Origin of the sequence: Cerasicoccus frondis (assembly GCA_031296915.1) — a bacterium.
GTDB classification, from domain to species: Bacteria; Verrucomicrobiota; Verrucomicrobiia; order Opitutales; family Cerasicoccaceae; genus Cerasicoccus; species Cerasicoccus frondis.
In genome coordinates, this window is record JAVDPC010000011.1 from 78,723 (window position 1) to 98,603 (window position 19,881).

General features: G+C 54.4%; 11 protein-coding genes. 6 read left to right on the plus strand and 5 right to left on the minus strand.

All coding sequences use genetic code 11. The features are described from left to right. Nucleotides 1-12 precede the first annotated feature (12 nt). Both RBB63_RS11065 and RBB63_RS11070 read right to left on the minus strand, forming a co-directional pair. Nucleotides 13-3,255 (minus strand): cellulase family glycosylhydrolase, encoded by a 3,243-nt coding sequence (locus RBB63_RS11065; RefSeq protein WP_309384141.1) that lies wholly within the window; start codon nt 3,253-3,255, stop codon nt 13-15. 159 nt (nt 3,256-3,414) lie between these two features. Further along, nucleotides 3,415-4,110, minus strand: coding sequence for a hypothetical protein (locus RBB63_RS11070; protein ID WP_309384143.1), 696 nt, complete (start codon nt 4,108-4,110; stop codon nt 3,415-3,417). Nucleotides 4,111-4,429: 319 nt separating this feature from the next. Here RBB63_RS11070 and RBB63_RS11075 point away from each other — a divergent pair, with 319 nt between their 5' ends. The 5 genes from RBB63_RS11075 (at nt 4,430) to RBB63_RS11095 (ending at nt 12,225) form a co-directional block, all read left to right on the plus strand. Next, entirely contained in the window at nt 4,430-5,314 is an 885-nt protein-coding gene (locus tag RBB63_RS11075) for a helix-turn-helix transcriptional regulator (RefSeq protein ID WP_309384145.1), read from the plus strand. 256 nt (nt 5,315-5,570) lie between these two features. Next, nucleotides 5,571-6,767, plus strand: coding sequence for an exo-alpha-sialidase (locus RBB63_RS11080; RefSeq protein WP_309384147.1), 1,197 nt, complete (start codon nt 5,571-5,573; stop codon nt 6,765-6,767). A 10-nt stretch (nt 6,768-6,777) separates the two neighbouring features. Beyond that, on the plus strand, nt 6,778-8,073 hold the full coding sequence (locus RBB63_RS11085) for an FAD-dependent oxidoreductase (RefSeq protein ID WP_309384149.1): 1,296 nt from the start codon (nt 6,778-6,780) through the stop codon (nt 8,071-8,073). 139 nt (nt 8,074-8,212) lie between these two features. Continuing rightward, nucleotides 8,213-11,395 carry a hypothetical protein gene (locus RBB63_RS11090; RefSeq protein WP_309384151.1) on the plus strand — a complete coding sequence of 1,061 codons (3,183 nt, stop codon included), beginning with the start codon at nt 8,213-8,215 and terminating at the stop codon, nt 11,393-11,395. Continuing rightward, entirely contained in the window at nt 11,392-12,225 is an 834-nt protein-coding gene (locus tag RBB63_RS11095) for a hypothetical protein (protein ID WP_309384153.1), read from the plus strand. Before RBB63_RS11090 ends, RBB63_RS11095 begins: the two co-directional genes overlap by 4 nt. A gap of 39 nt (nt 12,226-12,264) precedes the next feature. Here the strand turns inward: RBB63_RS11095 and RBB63_RS11100 are convergent, their stop codons facing one another. The 3 genes from RBB63_RS11100 to RBB63_RS11110 all read right to left on the minus strand — a co-directional run bounded on the left by RBB63_RS11100 (nt 12,265) and on the right by RBB63_RS11110 (nt 17,124). Next, nucleotides 12,265-13,308, minus strand: coding sequence for a LacI family DNA-binding transcriptional regulator (locus tag RBB63_RS11100; protein WP_309384155.1), 1,044 nt, complete (start codon nt 13,306-13,308; stop codon nt 12,265-12,267). Between the two features lie 126 nt (nt 13,309-13,434). Continuing rightward, nucleotides 13,435-16,182 carry a PKD domain-containing protein gene (locus RBB63_RS11105; protein ID WP_309384158.1) on the minus strand — a complete coding sequence of 916 codons (2,748 nt, stop codon included), beginning with the start codon at nt 16,180-16,182 and terminating at the stop codon, nt 13,435-13,437. A 246-nt stretch (nt 16,183-16,428) separates the two neighbouring features. Further along, nucleotides 16,429-17,124 (minus strand): PEP-CTERM sorting domain-containing protein, encoded by a 696-nt coding sequence (locus RBB63_RS11110; protein WP_309384160.1) that lies wholly within the window; start codon nt 17,122-17,124, stop codon nt 16,429-16,431. Between the two features lie 415 nt (nt 17,125-17,539). Between RBB63_RS11110 and RBB63_RS11115 the strand changes: the two genes are divergently transcribed. After that, nucleotides 17,540-19,864 (plus strand): GH36-type glycosyl hydrolase domain-containing protein, encoded by a 2,325-nt coding sequence (locus RBB63_RS11115; RefSeq protein ID WP_309384162.1) that lies wholly within the window; start codon nt 17,540-17,542, stop codon nt 19,862-19,864. Nucleotides 19,865-19,881: the final 17 nt, after the last annotated feature.

The following is a 19,881-nucleotide window of genomic DNA, read 5'->3' on the forward strand; positions in this document are numbered from 1 at the left end:
AAGCTTGTGGCATTATCTGTCTGAATCTACAGCCTCGAAGAAGGTTGTTAGCACGGCCTCGCTGTTTCTATCCGATCCCCATGGCGAGTCACCGATCCACCAAAACCAGTTCCAATCCCGCAGATAAGCTGGGCGCGATGCGCCCTCTTCACTCTGTACCGTAGCGAGTAATGCTACGCCCTCAGACACAGCATCGGCCAGCAGTAAAGTGCTGTGTGGTGAAAGCTCAAGAGGATAGTCCAACGCGGTATCTGACCAAACGACTCGGGCTCCGTTGGAACTGCTGATGCGGACAGGCCCCTTGTAAATGCCACCGTCATCATTGGTGTTGCGCACACAGATTTCGAGCGTGTTGACATCGCCCCACCGAGTAAGGTTTGAGGGAAGCTTATAGCTACGTGGCGCAGACCACCAATTCGCACGATCCTGCGTCGTCTTTCCGATCAACTTGCCGTTGAAATAGACCCAGTCAAAATCATCGATTGCACCGGCTTCAAGCGTAAGATCGCGGCCTTTCCAGCTAGCCGGCAGCTCCACCTCTTTGCGATACCAGACATCGCCCATGTGATAGAGCGACGACCCCAAAATTTCCACTTCGCCCCAAAAGGACGGGACGTGGATTGGCCGCCACTTTGCCCCTGAGAGCACTGAGCGCTTGGGTTCGCCTTCAGACGAGTCAACAAATGCGGCCTGCCATTGCCCCTCCAAGTCGATAAAATCCAGCGCCGCAGCCGCAGAGTGAGCGAAATCAACCTCTTTAAAGAAACGGCCCGCAGCGGCCAACTGGCTGATGGTTGAAAAAGTTCCACCGCGGGCAAAAGCGTCGTAATCTAGAACACCATAGAGCAGCACATACCCGTCATAGTTCTGGTTGAGTCTTTCCAGCAGCTCAGAGTCGAGCCAACCGCTGTCGAGAATCACGCCATCGTACCCCTCGAGCAGCTCCGGATTTCTTACTATACGCAGCCCCTCAAACACAGCCAAATCGATATCGTAGCGCGCAGCGATGGCGTCCAGTTCACCGAAAGTCTTTTCCCCTGCAGCCACGCGCTGAGTATTCTCGATAAACGCGATTCGCCGAGCATGGCCAGCGTTTTCTTCCGGCCAATAGGTGCGGATCCACTCGGCCATTTTAGGCAGGTATGCCACACTCTCCTTCAGATACCAATCATCATCAGAGAAGAGCATGCCGCCCCCGCCACGAGCATGGAAGGCAAATGGGCAAAAGCCCAGCCCAAGCGCCACGTGACGATAGACCTGATCCCGTCGCCCCTCCATCTGTTGCTCTGAGTCATAGCTCTTCAACGTCAAGGCGGCTGCCTTACGAGCAGCCACGCCGCCCATGCCATAGTGCGTACCGGGTAGCGTTCCCTCTCCATACAGGGTCGAAATGGCCTGATAGTTCACCGGCACGGAACTTTTATCCCAAACGTCCCCAATCGTGTATTGAAACATGCCCTCTGCGCTCGGAATGTATTCACGAATTTCCGCCAAGATTTGCCCCGTGGTCGACTCTTGCACCCAAGCGGCCCAGCGAACGTGATCCCAAAAACGTGGGTTGTGCTCATAGGCTTCCTCAGGCGAGAGGTCACCTTGAAAGCCCAGCGGCTCAATGCTGTTGTCGTCCCAGCTCTCAGTTGCTTGAAGCATATAAGTGCGTCCCAGGACGTCATTCTGCCAAGCCGCCTCCAGCGCCTCACGGGCGCCGTAATCATCCTTGAGCCATTGATTCCATGACTCCAGCAGCGCCGGGTAGGCCTTGATGCCCAACTCGCCACGGCCAATGGGCGTCTCATTGGCAGGGACTTCGAAAGCAACGATATTGGGTATATCCTGCATCGCTTCAGCGAACAGGCTCCATGACTCAGCAAGGGCCTCAGGCCAATGGTAGGCATTGTGGTGGTCAATATTGTCGCGCAGCGGCCCCCTGCCCTCCGGACCATTCATAAACCACTGCGGGTAGGGCCAGTGGAGATCAATCGAGACACCCAACCCATAGCGCTCGGCCTCCTGCATAATTTCCCTCAACATAGCCACGTAGGCCGGATCGAGCTTTCCACGTTCAGGCTCAAGCCACTTCCAAGTAACGGTAAGACGAATCCCATTAAACCCTAGGGCTGAGATGTAGCGCATGTCCCACGGGTCCCATAGGTTATCACGCCCATTGCCTGGCCGGTAAATGCTACGGAAGAAGAATGGCCCAAACATCCGGTAAAGTTCCCCGTTTGCACGCAGAAAACGTTTACCAGTTTCATCCGTAGTCCAGCGCCTATCCTCGAGCGAAATCTGTGACTGCACGGACGTTATCCAGGCATCGATAGCTTGCTGTAGGGAATCAATACTCGACTGTTCCGGTGCGCGCTCAAGCGACGTAAAACCAGCAGTAAGGGACTTCAGCTCATCCTGAAACTTGTCCCCTTCCTCGCATACAGCGTCTGACAAGTGGTGGTATTTGGCCATACTCAGCCAGTAGTTGACTTGCTCTACCATGCTCAGCAACTGGGCCGCACGCCAGATCGTGCGCTCATCCTCTACGGTCTGTATATCCTCTGCAGCCACGACAAGCGGCACACCGCGCACCTCTACCCAAGAGAGCATCGTCTCCAGCTTGCGACGTTTATCATTGAGCATTTGCCGTGCATAATCCTTGGCCGCCGCTTCACTGGAGAAAACAAGCGAGAGTGACTCCAACGAGATCTGAACCGGCGCCTCATCCGTTTTCAGGCCGAAGCTATTTATGCGATTCCCCCACTTTTCCAACTCATCTCGCCCAACGTAGAAAGTCAGTTCGTTGAATCCGCTCTCGTAGCGAAGCTTCTCTTGACTCACCAACTTGGCGGGCCAAAAGCCTTTCCCCTTCGGCTCTGCACCACGAAAGAACTGCCCCCTCACCTCACCCGACTGCGACGCGTAAAAACACACCCGCACGCCGACAACTTTTCCCCAGGCAGCATCGGGGAACACTCCCCGGCAAAGCGCCCAAGCCTTACGCGCCCTTTCTTCGCTCACCTGATCCTTTAAACTAACCGTCCAATTCAAGACTGGGACACCTCCCTCTCCTTGCTCGATCACGAACTGGTTGACGGCCCCCGATGACTGATCCGTTCCACGTGGAGTCACCATGAAGGTGTCATAAATACGCGCAACCGGCGCCCCCGACGCCTCAGAGGATATCCACGGCTCGACCGCCTCAACAGCAGCCAATCTACTCAGACCAACGAGCAAAAACAGGACGATAAAAAACGAATGGGGCATTTTGTGTAATTTAGAAGAAAACATACATTGCTGCCGTATCCATCTCAAGCCAGAGGGAGGCCATGTTCAGGTACAGCATCTCGAACAGGCAGCATTCACGCAGCCTAATAATTCACAGCCATTGAGGTGCTCAACAGCTTAACAGAAGAACGCTTGCCTCTACTTGAGGCGGCGGCGGCGGTATACCAGCACGCCCAGCAGGGCCAAAGCCGGCAGCACAGCGCTCGAAGGCTCGGGGATCGCGGCCGTGCCGTTCAGGATCACATTATCAATGCGTGGCGTACGCAGGGAGCTGCCTGACGTATCCCAGATGTAGATGCGAAATGTCGTGGCCTCGGTCAAATCCTGATATGACGCTCCGCTGAGAGTAACGGTACGATTATCCACCTGGTCAAAAGTGAAGCTGTTTACATACTCTTGATTAAAGGAGTCAATGGTCGTCGCATAGTTGTCTACACTTGAGCGAACGAAGAAGGTCACGTTAGCGGAACCGCTCAGGCCCTGCGTCGCATTAGCAATGGTGTCAAAGGTAAGCGTCGTCAGACTGACTTCGTTGCCCTCATCTGGAGTAAGGGTAAAACCAAAGTAGCTGCCATTTGTCACTGCATCTGCCTCGCTGGCCGGTGTGCTGTTAGCGTATCCGAGCGCCATCTCAGTGCCGCCGCTAATGATCCAGGCGGGACTCCCGTCGGCGCCTGCAGGTCCGATATCGAATTCAGAAGCATCAATGCCTATGGCACTCGATGTCGCAATGGCTGAGCCAGCATGAAATTGGTAATTAATGAGTACATCATCGGCCAATGCAGGTGAAACAAGACCAATCGTAAGGAGGGTAATCGTCAGGGGATTTTTCATAGGTGTTAGTGGGTATGTAGATTTTGGGTAGTAAGCCCAAGTTGAAGAACCAGGGCAGGTTATTACTGAGACGGTCAAAGAATACCCCATCTATGTCCCAAATCGTGACGTATAAAAAAAACGAGATAAGTGTTAAAAATGTAGCACTCGAGATTTCCACAAAGAATCAGCCCCCAAACCCACATCAATCACAGCCATCTGGTAAAAAGCGGCTCACCGCATTTAAATCCTTCTAACCCTGAATCTTCTGGACGCAAACACAGTGGATAGTAAATTCTGACGGTTGGAGCTAAGCGATTTCTCCGGCCAAGGGCGCAACATGAGCCAGAGCAAGGCAAAGACTCAGATACTGAATACACTCCAGAACCGCCTGCAGGACCCAGCAGAGCGGCCCATTATACGCATCCTCCAAGGGAAGCGCCCCATCGGGAACCAGTCGTCTTTTTTCATGGAAACGGCTCGCATTATCGTGGTCCTAAAAGGCACCGGCACGTTTTGTACGATTGAGGAAGAAAAGGAAACGACACTGAACATCTCCCCCGGCCAGATGCTGTTCCTCTCGGAAGGGACTTGGATCTGCCCCGTCCCCAAAGCCTCATATACCTCACTGGGGATGATCTTTAGGGATACCTCCACGCGCATGACGATACACTCTCGAAAAGTCATTCGAAGCGGCAAGCAGCGCGTGATCCCCAGCTACGTCGCACAGTGGCAAACACGTGAAACCTTGGGCCAGCGCGGCAAGCACATTTTTGCACTGCTGCGCGAAGCGGCTCCAGATACACTAGCGTCCTCAGCCGACACTCACTTGGCAAAAGTCCTCTACGCGAACCTCATCTCATTAATCGAGAACGCGTCCGAGTCCTTCAGCCAACCACAGTCCATCCTCTGGCAGAGCGTATGCGACTACCTCTCAGAGCACTGGTCCGATAACGACCTCACACGCGAGTCCGTTGCCAGCTACTTCAATCGGCACCCCAGCCACTTTTCCCGCTTCTTTCACAAGCACGCAAAGAAGAACTTCCGCTCATACGTGAATGAGCTACGGCTCCAGCGAAGCCTAATCCTCTTAAAAGACCTCCGCTACAACGTTACCGACGTGGCAGCTATGTGCGGCTACACGGACTTACAATATTTCATACGTTGCTTCAGGGAGCGCTACGGCCTCACCCCCGGACGATACCGGAATCGAAAAGAGCTCTAGCTAAAAGCAAGCATCCGCCCTGCATGAGTGCGGAAAGCGCTACTTATTTTTATCCTCACGGCCTCAGGGGGATACCCAAACGAGGAGTCCCGTAGCGCCAGGGCACGGTCAAATCGCTACATTTTTCACAAGATTGGTCGTTATTTCCCAACCCCATATTGCTCCATATTCTTTAGAGTAAGGCTCAGAATAGTCCTCTTCGGCTAGCCAATTCCAGACAGCGTTCCGAGAGGCGCCCTCACCCCAGCCTAGTAATATGAGCCTGAACTGCGACACAGCGCACACTCCAAGAAAACCACAGCCAGCAGCACTGGCGTCGAATGAATCGGCCATCACCAATGCCTTTGAGCGTACCCTGCGATGCGGCCGCCCGCGCTTAAGCTCCGAGCGCGCCTGGATACACCTTCCGCAGGAGAACTGGGCATACTCACATCACCCACATCTAGTTTTTTTTCAAGGTCGCTTATACGCGATGTGGTCCAATGGCCACAACGATGAAGATGCTCCAGGGCAGCGCGTCCTCTTGGCCCATACGAACGACTTTGTAAATTGGTCCGCCCCCACAGTGCTCTTTGGACAAGGAGCACCCACCAACACTCCCGTTTTCGATGGAAGCGTGATGACAGCTGGCGGGTTTCACGTGCACGAAGACTCCCTGATAGCCTACGCCGGTTGCTTTGAATACTCAGGCAATAGTTTGTCTGATGGCAAACGCCCAACAGCGGACACCGGTCATACAGACACCCGACTCCTCGTGCGCACTAGCGAGAATGCCCGCGACTGGAGTGCGATTGAGAACCTGGAGCTCCCCTTCATCCCAAACCACGGCCCCCAAGCAACCGCCTCAGGTCGGCTCATCCTCAGCGGGGGCATCACCTTTCCCTATACCGATGACCCACGCGGCCTGAGCGGCTGGACGACGACGGGGATCGTGCCCGGTGAGCACATCGTGGATGATTCGGGCAACTTCCAACCCATCCAGGAGCAAATGGGCTGGGATGGCATGCCCTGCGAGGGCTCCTTCTATCAAACCGACGACGGCCACCTGCACATGCTCTTACGCACAGGCACAGGACGGCTCTGGGTGACAGAGAGTCTTGATGACGGGCAATCCTGGAGCGCTCCCTCGAAAACCACCTTTACCGACAACAGCACCAAATTCCACTTTGGACGACTTCCGGACGGGCGCTTCTACCACGTAGGTAACCCCGACCCGCAGCCGGAGTTTCACCGCAGCCCCCTTGTGCTGTCCCTCTCCACCGACGGTGTGACATTCGACAGCCCACACATCCTGGCCGACGAGCCCTACTTCCAGCAATACGAGGGTTTGCACAAGGTCGGGCAGTATGGCTACCCCCACACTCTTATTCACGACGATTACCTCTACGTCATTTTTTCCCGCAAAAAAGAGGCCATCGAAATCCTGCGCGTTCCCTTAGACTCGCTTAGCTGATCTGATATCTATGGAATTTATTAACTATCAAGAATCCGTCCCCCTGCGTTACGACGTAGATGTCGCCGTGATCGGCGGAGGCATCGCCGGTGTATCAGCCGCCTGTGCCGCCGCGCACGAAGGAGCCCGGGTTCTCCTCGTAGAATACTTTGCCACCACCGGAGGCAACGCCACGATTGGCGGCGTGGCCAACTGGAGCGGAGAGACCCGCGGCCAAGGAGCCATCTTTGACGAAATCATCGCCATGCAAGAGGCCTGGGGCGCAATCGACCCCTATCTGGGCGAATACGAACACTTCGCGCTGAGCAGCAACCGTATCTTTGAGCACTCAATACTCGAGATCATCCTGCAAAAGCTACTCCAGCGACACAAGGTACACACGCTACTGCATACCTGCTTCGTTGGCGCGCGAATGGATGGCAACCGCATTGAGGAAGTCGTTATCAGGGGAAATTCTGGCCCGGAAGCCGTCCGAGCAAAGGTGTTTATCGACTGCACTGGAGAGGCGCACGTCGCCCGCTCTGCGGGTTTCGCCACAAGCAGAGGTCGCGACGGGGATGGCATGCCCCTGCCCGCCTCACTGATGTTCTTTGTGCGTGAAATGATGGATGGCAAGCCCGTGCCACAGCTCCCGGATGGTTGGTTCAAACCCGTTAAGCATAAGGACGACCTGCCGATGACCAGCATATGGCCTCACGGCTCTCAGGCCAAGGCGCTCAAAGTGAAAATCCCTGGTTACGACAGCACCGACACCGAGGAAATGACCCGTATGGAAATGCGCGCTCGAGAGCGCATGCATGAAGTGCTAGACTACTACCAACGCGTCGAAAAGAAGCCCTGGCGGTTTGACCACTGCTCGCCGCGCATCGGCTTACGCGAAGGTCGACGCATCATCGGGGACTACGTGCTTACCTTGGATGATATTCGGGCAGGAACGGCATTTGAGGACGGCGTGGCTCGGGGTGTATTCTACCTCGATGGCATGACACCCGACTGCGAGAAGCGCACCTACATCATTCCAAAGGAAGAGCAAGGCGTACCGCCCTACCACATCCCCTTGCGCAGCCTGATCGCCCGCGATGGCGTCAACCTGCTCATGGCCGGTCGTTGCTTCTCGGCCGACCAGCTTACACTTTCTTCGGCCCGTGTCATGCCGACCTGCTCTATGATGGGGCAAGCCGTTGGGATATGGGCAGCCCAAAGCGCAGATCAGCATTGCGCACCACGAGAGGTGGAAGCAAAATACGTTACGACTAAACTGGTCCAATACGGCGCCAACTTGGAAGTCGGCGCTCACGCGATTTAGCATACATCCAACTCATAAACCATCGCCTCTTACCCCTTACCCTAACGACCTCGCGATGCCGCCCTGCAACGATAGTAATTCAGTAAGTTCTAGCCTAGTTCAAAAAATTCATAGAGCATCAGACAGAGGCTTCGCGCTCATGATCAGCCTGGTGCTGATGGCGTTCATACTGCTGCTCATCATGTCGCTGTCATCAATGGTCAGGATTGAGTTAGCAGTTTGGAGCCAATCAGAATCTCAGCAACTGGCACGACAGAACGCCCTACTTGGGCTTAAGGTAGCCCTCGGAACCCTCCAGGAAGAGCTCGGTCCCGACAGGCGGATCAGTGCGACGGCGGAACGTCGCGACACCGACCCCTATGACACCGACGACTTCGATCCGTCCACCGGCTCCACCCAAGCAGATGGCGTAAAACAAAACAGGCAACACTGGTCGGGAACGTGGGAAACCTCGGTCGACGCAGATGGCTTTGTCGACACGACATTTCGCCGCTGGCTGGTCTCAGGCTATCCGGACTCGCACCAAGCACTCCTAACGGATACCAATGCGGATGCTGCCGACTTTCCAAGCAGTGTCGATATTCTCGGCGGCCCTAACCCAGTAGAAGTCGGTATCATCGAACTGAATTCGCTGGACGGATCAAGCGGCGGCTACGCTTTCTGGATTGGCGACGAGGGAGTCAAAGCAAAAGCAAATCTGACCGCGAGCACGGGCTCCGAAAGCACGCTCAGCGCACAACGTTTTGGCATAGAAGCAATGCGAGATCTAGCCTGGTATTCAAACTACTCTGACAGCATACGCGCGCGCCTCCATGATTTCTCCAGTTTCGACGGTCTCGTCCAACAGATGACAAACTCAGACACCATTGCTCCTGAGCACTACCATAACGTTACCTTCAACAGCTTTGGCGTTTTGGCCAATACTCGTGATGCCGGCCTAAAAAAGGACCTGACAAGCGGATTATTTGACAGCAATACCAGCCCGTCCGGGCTGATCTTTGGCACTGCAAACGACTCCGCCCCCAGTATCGTTGACCCTGGGGGCCCTGATTGGGACCAACTTCGTTCATGGCTCAATCTTCAGCCAGACCCTGTCACCAACGAATTACCCATCCAGCCATCCACGACAAAACAAGCGGGTGCATATCCCTCTATAATGGTATTTCAGCTCTATGTTGTGCCATCGGTTGACGCCAATACGGGCGAAGTACGCCTGCACATGATGCCCACACTTGTCCTGTGGAATCCCTACAACGTCCCGCTAGAGGACACAGAGTTGATGATCACTTTCCTTCGCCCCGGTGGCGACGGAGCAAGCTTGAACAATGAGACAAACCTCTGGTATCGCTGGCGAAACATTCGATTCAAAGACAACAGTAACAGCGATGTGTCCATCAACGGCCAGACCCAGATCGAAATGGATTTCAGCGAAAGCCTGACCCTTTTCCTCGATAGCGGGCGCATTGAGCCCGGCGAAGCTGTCGTCTTCAGTCCCCCTGAAAGCCACACGGTCTACGACCCCACAGCTCTCAACCCGTCAATCCACATCCTTGAGCGTGGATACCACCCGGGCTTTGGCTACTACGTGGACACTGGCATACAACTCGATCCGTCAATGACACCCTATAGATACGAGATGTTTGGCGGAGGGAAACGCGCCAACGCATTTCGCCTATACAAAGTCACCCCCTCAGACAATGAGCTGCTGCAAACAACGATCTACCAGCATGATTACCCCCTCATGCGCCATTACTCAGGCTATAGAAACCTCGTCCCCTTTAACCCGGCAGTGCCATTGGACATGACCTACGCGGCGGGTTTCAAATCGATGCGTACCTTTGCCGATAACGAGATATTTTGGGACAGCTCAAAAGTCACACTGACGCCTGACGTCCACAAGTGGATCAGCCAGCTTAATCCACGCGCACAGATCAACGGCCCCACACCTCTGGTCTACGGCGGCAACATCGACACCGTGCTAAGCCCCAACCCAACCTTTCCCTCCACTGGCCAGTTTGGCGATAACGACATGGGAACAGGCGTTACGCCATGGTCTGGCAGCACCGTCAGCGTAGGCACTGTTAACGGCGCACACATTGATCACGTCTCACTCTTTCAGCCCGCGCCCGTACGAGAAAATCTGCACTCGATTGGCCAGCTGATGCACGCCCCGCTCTACAACGAATTCGACTCCGCCACTTATTATCAGCGGGTGCGGAACAGCCGATTTGGCAACCTCATTCCCGCTTACGCCATCGGTAGCAGCCTGGCAAACCGAGCCATCGACCTCGGCCAGACAGAACGTTACTGGGATGGGTCCTATAGCCCCGTAGAGTCCTTTTTCGACTTCGGAGGTGTCCTGCACGACTACTCCTACAAACTGAACAATGCCCTCTGGGACCACTACTTCTTCTCCACGCTACCCAATACGGCTGCAGACAACATGCCGCAGAACCCACGCCTCGTTGACATCACCCAAGCCGACGCAACCCCCCGATCCAATATCGATACCGCGGCGGCAGACTTAATGGTGGACGGCGCCTTCAACATCAACAGCACCTCAGTGGAAGCCTGGAGCGCCCTACTTGCTTCGTTCTACGGAACAGAAGTTACGCGCCAAGGCAACATGGTCGATGCAGCAGATGCGCAAACACCACAGTCTCCCATCACACGTCACGACAATCCGCTCGGCCCTAAGATAGGCACAGTAGATAGCATGACCTCGGCCTCACAATATACCGGCTATCGGGCTCTATCGTCTGCTGAAATTTCGACGCTTGCCCAGTACATCGTAGAGGAAGTCAAGCTCCGCGGCCCCTTCGGCAGCTTGTCTCAGTTTATAAACAGAATGCCAAACAGGCAGGACAACACCTTTAGTGAACCCGTAAATGCCTTCCGCCTTCAGGGCACACTGAGTGCCGCAATAGAGAAAGCCAACCTCAACCAAAACCTGAAGCACACTGCTGTCGCCGCACAAGCTAGCGGGATGGTCAACACCGAAGCCGAAGTCGAAGCCGGTTGGACCAGTGAAGGCCTCCCCGGGTGGCTCACCCAAGCCGACCTTCTTGCCCGACTAGGTAGCACCCTGAGTGCACGGTCAGACACGTTCCGCATTCGGGCCTACGGAGAGTCGACAAAATCCCTTACAGGAGAAAAGAGTTACGCATGCTGCGAAGCGATCGTCCAGCGTACCCCTGAGTTCGTAGATGCAAATGCAAATACTCCTGAGGCAGATTTCGATAATTTAAACCAGACCAATCGCCAGTTCGGTCGACGTTTTATCGTCGTGAGCTTTCGATGGCTAGAGGACTTTGAACTATGATCAAGCGTCTGCTAAAATATGCATGCCTTTTCCTGTGCGCCAGTGTTCAAAATATACAGGCAAACCAGGAAGAAGCCGTCTCCGTGGACTTCCGCATCTACTATTGGCCAGAGCAAACACCGATTGCCTTTCCTGGCCAAGAACCCCTGCACATCCGCCCTTCATCGCAACCGCAGAGCCAGCAGAATGCATCGGCCGAGATCCCCGAAGACGAACAGTTCGACGCACCAGAACTTTATTTCGCCAACGGCCAAGGCGAGGGCAAAGCCGTACCCCTGCAGCTCAATGAAGGCCAACTCTCAGCTTTGTACCACTATCATGGCCCGCCCCAAATTGTCTTTTTCGAGGAAGCACATTCATCGGAAGATACCCAACTGCGCATCCCCAAAGCCACGACTACCCTACCCAGCGTCTCTGCCTCTTACATTTTCATTCTCTACCCCAAAGGCGACGGAGACTACGCGATTTTTCATATCAGTAGCGAGAAACTGCTTCGGGGAAAAGACAATGTCATGGCCATCAACCTGACCGCATCTCCACTTGAATGCGCCCTTGGCGATGTCCAGTTCAGCCTGCCAGTTAGAGGCCACGCTGTCCTCGACGCGCAAAGCAAATCAGGCGTATACTATCAGGCGCTGCTGGTAGCCTCGCCCGATACAGAAGGCAATATTCGCAAACGTTTGGCGCAAATGATTACGGTAACTGGCCAGCAGAAATGGATTCTCATGCTGTATAATCGAGTGGGTAATGCCGGAGGCATCAGCCTGCAGAAGATCGACGCGCAGTTGACTCAATCAGCAAGACCGACGAATACGGGCGAGCAACTGTAACCAAGGTTACAGCCTCTACTTCTCATCCCGTACTGCCCGCTAAACGCGGCTCGGTGGAGCCATCGTTCGGCGGACCACCAGCTCCGAAGTCATTCGCTGAATCTGGATCGGAGAATCGAAATCTTTCATGCGATTACGCAGAATTTCATCGATGGTCTTAGCCATGTTCATCCGATCAATGCGAATCGTGGAAAGGCCGACGGCCTTTGCGCTGGCAATGTCATCACTGCCCAGGATTGACATTTCATCAGGTATACGGACGCCCTCGCCTTCTGCCTCGCTGATGATGGACATGGCGGTGTGGTCATTGAAAGCGACAATGGCAGTAGGCCTTTTTCCCTTCAAACGCCAGTGACTGAAAGCCCGCTGTCCAGCCACATCGCCTTCAACGCCAAAGACCGAAAGCTCTTCATCGTAGGTCAACCCCAGCTCGCGCGCCCATTCGATGAAAATCGCGTGCTTCCCCACCGGACGGTCTTTCATGCCAATGCCCACGTAAACCACTTTCTTGTGGCCCACATCACGCAGGTAGGTCATCGCCTGTCGCATGCTCATCCGGTAATCGATTGTCAAGCTGTCGAACTCATCCCCAAAGCTGTCGTAGAGAAACAGCAGCGGATAACGCCATGACTTCAGCTTCAGGTAGAGCGGCATGTTTTTCTTTTCCGCCACCGGGTTGACCACGAGCGCATCCGTCTCGCCAGCAGACCAGTGAAGCATTGTATTCGCCTCTACCTCGACAGAATTGTGCGTAAGCGCAAGCGTAGTAGACATGCCCGCATCGGCATTGATCAAGTCGAGGTGCTCGTAGAGCTCGGAGTAATTGGAGTTGCTCAAATTCGGCAAAATGATGCCGACACGCCCCGAGTAACCGCGCTTAAAATTACGGGCTGAAGGATTGGGGTGGTAGCCAATTTCCCGAGCGGCCTTGAGAATTTTCTCCCGGGTCGATTCACTGATGCCCTCGCCGCCATTGAATGCGCGCGAAATAGCCCCCTGCGAATAACCTGTTATTGAAACCAGATCTTGAACCTTGGGCCTAACGCCTTCCTTCTTCGATTTCCTGCCTCTTTTAGCGCTCATGTATTGCATAACATAGTAGCATCCTCAAAGGCATTACAATCCAACAACTACGCTATTTTCAGCATACGCAATGCTCCCCAAAACCGAGTTTGTGTATTACTTAGTAGTCCGCATGGAGCGCCTTCTCTAAGGAGCGACTCTTAGCCGCATGAACCGGCATCCGGCGCCGCCCAAAGGCGTCCGGTCAATGACTTGCATGCGAACAGTCCCATCTCCGTTGGACGAAGGCGCCGATTGCAAAGTGTACGCCGGCCCGGAATGCCAGAAGACGAGATCATCCGACACCTCAGTCTCAACGGTGACTGAGCCCAGCGCTTCCAATTGGTCAAACACCAATTGAAGGTAACGCTGACCGCCCATCTCCACAATCTCCTGCTGAGGCAATTTAAGCCCTTCAACGGTCGGGCTTTGCGGATTCGAATTGAGCACAAATTCCAGAATATTCGGCAACGAGTCGCCATCCGGATCAGCATCCACATCCGCATCGGTTCCCACCAAGCCTTCACCACCAACCCATCCAGCAAAGTAATCCGGAGGCGCGGAATTCAAGGCGTCTTCAATTTTTACATCGTCTAAAATAACCGTGATGCCCACACCAGAGTTCAGGCGCATGCGGAAATCCCGCAGCGCAGCCGTGAAACCGGATTCCATCGTCAAATTCGCATGCACTGGTTCGTCGCCGATCCAGATGGAGGTAGCGCCGGCGGACAGCGCATGAACCCCGCCATCCGGTCCAACGTAAGCAGCTTCATCAGCCGACCGATTCACATACCACGTCCAATACAGCAGCTCTCCCGTTGCCGGATAATCACCCACATTGGAACCATTTACGCGGACAGAAAATTCGTTGGCTCCCCCACCCCGCACATTAATACGCGCCGAGTGAATGCTATGGGAACCCGCCGTGCCATAGTCAATGACGCTGCCATAGTCACCCATTTCGATATAGAACAGGTCAGACGAGCTAGACGCATTGATGATCCCCATAGCGAAGGACACTTTAACCAACTCCGTCCCCTCTGGCATGGTTCGCAAAATGGTGACGCCCGCATCATCATTGCTGCTCGTTACTCCGCTGCGGACATTGCGTAAGGCGCCGCCCTCGATTGACCACACCCCACCATCAGCTTCAGCGCTGATATCATCGAAAAATTGAGTCGGATCGGCGGCAATGTAGTCCGCGTAATTCGCTGATGAGGCAAAATCCTGGAAGAACAAAGTTTTGGCGGAACCCGGTGGATCATCACTCACCGTAATGATTAAATCCGCCGTTGAGGTTTCCTCTGAATCATCAGCGGTCAGTCGTAAAATGTAAACACCCGCCATTGTGAAATCGACATAGGTATCCGGCGAAGCGACATCGCCAAAATTCACTGAAGCTGGCCCGCTAACGAGCGCCCACTCCGTTGAGACCCCCGCCCCTTCCGGCAGGCCATCGTCCGTCACCACACCGTGAATGGCGGTTCGATTCACCGGCAAACTAAGCGTGAAATCGCTATCCACCGTAATGATCGGAGTCTGATTGCCGTCGCCGCTGCCACTGTCACCAAGGTTGTTATACCACACATCAAACTCTTCAGTCGTGCGGTTATTGGCAGCGTCTATTGCCGTGACCTGAATGACATTGAGCCCGAACTCCAACTGTATGTCCGATACGATCCAATTGTCAGTTCCCGATGCGACACCAGAGAGCGGACCGCGATTATTGGCCCACCGCACCTGGGTAACGCCAACATTATCTGAAGCAGTTCCACCGACGGAAATCTTATCAGAGGTTACTTCATATCGACCAACCCCAGCAGTTGGCGAAACAATGGAGACCGTCGGGTATTCCGTTTCCGCCCCAACGGGCATGTAGCGCACGCGTAAGTTGTCACGAAATTTCGTCATCCCACCTTTACTGCTACTGTAGCTGGTACCCTCTGCTTCAATTACGATTAGGTTGTCGCCCTGAACCAGCGGAATATCATCCACACTCCAATTCGTGGAGCCCGTTGCATCACCGGAAGCCTCTTCGCCATCCGGCCCGTAGCGTGTCCATCGAACGACCGTTACGGCCGTGGTTTCATCACCAAGTGAACCGCTTAAGCTGATGCTGGAATCATTCGTAAACATAGCATCTTCTGTGGTCGGCGTTTCGATGCGTACGTAGGGATGCTGAAATTCTATAGCCGATTGATTTCTCCGCTGAGCCATCATCCACTCATAGAAGCCGGGGGTCGCAAAACCGGACCCCGAAACGCCATGCCCACCGGTAGCGTATTGAGTCAGGATAGGCTTGGCGCCGTAGAGCGTCGTAAAATTCACATAGTTTAGAGTCCCCTTAAAACTAATGCTGTCGTTATCTGCAGTTATCGCCCAAATCGGCATATCTTTCAGCGGGTAGCTTTCTTTGGGCGAGCCGTAACCAACCCCAGGCGCAATTGCCGCGATGCGATCCCGAAACTGACCGCCGTAAAACCAGGCCCCATTGCCCCCCATGGATATACCCGAAATGTAGACGCGGTCCTCATCCACCGGATAGTTTGCCACCACATAGTCCAGCAATTCCTCAAACGTATAAAGCTCGCGATAGTTTGTCCAATTGCCCGTGCCCGGCCCGTCAGTCACCACCTGCGGCGCCAGCACTAGCGAACGCTGGTAGCTCTGATTGGCCGAACTCGTCCAACGTGAAGTCGCCGGATCGAGCTGATCGCCATTGTCGCTGCCATCAGGCTTTCCCTTCTCACCTTGCCCATGGAGGTTAATGATGAGCGGGTATTGCTCGGAGCCCGCCGCATCAAAATCGTCCGGCAAATAAAGCATGTAGGGCATGGCGCAATCTCCCTGAAACAGTCCACTAACCCATTCTCCAGCGAATGCAAGTGGCCCCATCAGGGCAAATAGACAGCTAAGAGAACAAGATTTAAGAGGAGAAACATGCATGGCGGGAAAAGTATACGAAATATAAAAAAGGGGAAAGTAATGTTTTCGTTTTGGGACAATGAACTGAACGATCTTACTGCGCTACTTAAGCAAAAACCTGCGCGAAGCGCCTCGCCCAGCCGCAGCAATAATACAAGTAAGCCGGGACTAGCTAATGAAGCAAAAGCAAGCCGCCGGCATTACTGAATGGGCAAGCTACAAGCACTTGCGGCGGCGAACCATCGCCACAAGACCGATCACGCCAGCCAGGCCAAGCGCAATGGTCGATGGCTCAGGAATCACTGTGCCCGCCAGCACCACATCGTCAAAAGCCAAGTACCGCGTGCCACCGTCAGACAGCCCATAAAGTGCGAACGAGACGTTCGTCACGTTGTCGGCTATGTTTATCGTAACCTCCGTCCAGTCCTGCAAAAAGGCGCCCGATTCAGCAGCGGCAAGGGTAACCCCGCCACTTACTGGAGTAAGGATATCCAGATTCGGCGTAATGGTAGCGCTGCTTCCGTTGGTAGTCGTCGCAACGAGATAGCCGATTTCTTCAACCGAGCTCTGCCCCGACCAATAGAACGTCAGCGTCTTGCTTTCGTAGGCAGACACGTCAATATCTTCGAATACAATCCAGCCCCGGGTAGTGTTGGTAAAAGCGGCGTTGCCATCCATGTCACGCCCGCCCCAGTACTGCGCCCCTTGCTGTGGACCGGAGACTGCAGTAAAGCTGGCTAAGCCAGTCGTGGCAGCCCAGGTATCACCGCCACCGTCAAAAGTTACATTTGGATCAAGCGTGTAGTTCCAGGTGTCGCCCGAGGTTTCAAAGCCCTGGTTGGCGATCGTAACCGCTGACAATGACGCCGCGCTCAAGCCAAGGACCGATAAGGAGAGGAGGTATTTATTCATGCTAATATTAATGGGTTGGGGTGATAGAAAGTTTGCTTAAGACAACCAAAAGCTATTTAGACTTTTACGTAAAAGCAATAAGAATATTCCAAAAACAACCAGAATCTCTTTTAAATAAAAGCTAATTGAGCAAACAGACCTTCAAACCTGCTCTCATTTCAGCATTAAATCATCATCGTAATACACAACAGGCAAACGCAAGAGAGCGACAAAGCCTGACCGAATCAGCCACCACAAATCCCCTAAGCAGATAAAAATGATCACCTTACAAAACCCAACCGAAGCAGAGATTAAAAATGTTCACTGCATGCGCTCCAATAGATCAGCACAATGAAGCATCTCTCCGGAATGTTTTGCGCCGATCTGCTTTTATGATTGCGAATACGTAATAGTTTCATTTAGCTACGCCTCATACATGATCCATCCATCAGCTGAGACAATCCCCACCCCTGCGACTAGGCTCATGCCAACGATGACGCCTGTAGAGGGCTTTGGTTACTTTGATCCCGAGGCGCGCGAATTCGTCCTGACTACCCCCCATGCGCCACGTCCCTGGAAGAATATTTTGTGGAATCCGACCTTTAATGCGCAGCCCACGCAAGTCTCTGGCGGCGTCAGCTATCGACGCGAACCTCAAAGCGGCGACATCGTTCTGCTCAATTGGAGTGGCCACAAATATATATACCTACAAAACACTAATTCCGGTGAACTCTTTAGCGTCGGCTATAGCCCAATCTGTGATGACGCGCATTGTGAGTTCGAACATCGCATCGGGCTCAACACCAGCACAACCCGGCTTGAGCACTATGGGCTGGAGGTGCGCCTGACTCAGTCTGTGGATGTCACCCTCCCCCGTGAGTATTTTGAAATTACCCTGATCAATCACCGCAACATCGCAGAGCCATGGCGCGTCATTTTCTTTAGCGATATCAACCTCTCTCTCGGCGATGGCAAGTTCGGCGCGGACGACTCTTTTACCGCCAACGCCTGGCAGGACCGCCAAGTACTGCAAATCCTCAACCGCCAAGACCACACTGGCCAATACGCTGCGTGGCTAGAGTCCAGCCTACCACTCAAGGGGCATCTCTTTAACCGCGATGACTTTACTGGCGTCTACGGTTCTTACGCCCGCCCCCGGGCCATCCTCAAGCAGTGGCCCACCACCCATTCTCCCATCGACGCCCCAATTCTGGCGGGTTACGTGGATTGCTATTTAACGCCCGGTAAAGCGCGTGAACTGCACTTCACGCTCGGCCTGGGCGAACGCAAAGTAGACGACCTGCCACGCGTCAGCCAGCAGCACATCACGCTATCCAAAGCCAAGCAGCTCAAACAACTCGATGAGTTGTATGCGCGCGTTGAAGTCGAAACGCCAGACGCTGAGTTTGACCTCTTCGTCAACACCTGGATCAAGCACCAGCTGAACTACTGCGCTTACTGGACTCGTGGCTGGGGCAAAGGATTCCGCGACAGCAATCAAGATGCGTGGGCCTACACCCTGCTCGACGCCAAGCGCTCGCGCAAAATGATTTTGGACTGCCTGCCTTACCAGTTTGCCGACGGTCGCACCGTGCGCCGCTGGGGGCCAATCGTGCGTGATCAATACAACGACGGAGGCGCGTGGCTGATCTTCGCCACTCATGCTTACATTGCCGAAAGCGGGGACGCTGACATTCTGGAAATCGAAGCCCCGTTCTTTGAATCAGAAGAAAGCGGCACGGTCTACGAACACCTTAAACGCGCAGTCGATTACTTGTGGGAGCACCGTGGCGATCGCGGGCTCTGCCTCATGCCTTTTGGCGATTGGAACGACCGCCTAACCGGCATCGGACGCGAAGGTCGGGGCCAAAGCGTGTGGACCAGTATGGCGCTCGTCGAATCGTTCGCCAAGATGATGCAAATTGCCGGGCGCGTTGGGCCGCAGGAAGACGCAATTGTCTTTGCCGAACGCCATGCCGAGCTAACTGAAACCATCCGACGGGAAGCCTGGAATGGCCAGTGGTATTCCCGCGCCTTTACCGATGCTGGCCAACCTGTTGGCGCCCCCAGCAATGCGTTTGGCGCGATCTATGTTTTGCCCCAAGCTTGGAGCATGCTTGCCGGTATCGCGACGGATGAACAAATCCCGCAAATTGTGCACGCTGTCAAAGAGCGCCTGGAATGCGCGCATGGCTTCCGCCTCTTAACACCGCCTTACCAAGGATACGATCCAAGCATCGGCCACCTCAGCGCCACGCCTCCCGGCACCTTGGAAAATGGTGGCAACTACTGCCATGGCGCCATGTTTATGGCCTACGCACTTTGCATGACAAAGCAAGTGGACTACGGGCTCGACATCTTCAAACGCATTTTGCCAACCAATCCGCAGAACCCGCCCAGCGTCAGCATGCAAGAGCCTTACTCGCTCTCCAACACCTACGCAGCGCCAGAGTCAGGCGAGCGCTCTGGCCGGTCGCTGTTTTCCTGGCGAACGGGAGCCGCAGGCTGGGCGTTCCGTTGCGCAATCGAGGGCATACTTGGCGTCAAAGCGAGCTTTGCTGGCTTGGAAATTTCCGGAGACCTGCCGTCGGCGTGGCAACATGCTTCGATGACGCGCACGTATCGCGGCAAGAAGCTCATGATCCAATGGCGACGCACTGGCGATAGCTCGCGCACGCTCAATGGCATACCCGTTGCCAGCGCGCCCATCACCATCAACATGTTAGCCGAAGGCGACAATCGACTCGAAATCACACTTTAACGCAGCAGGGAAATTCA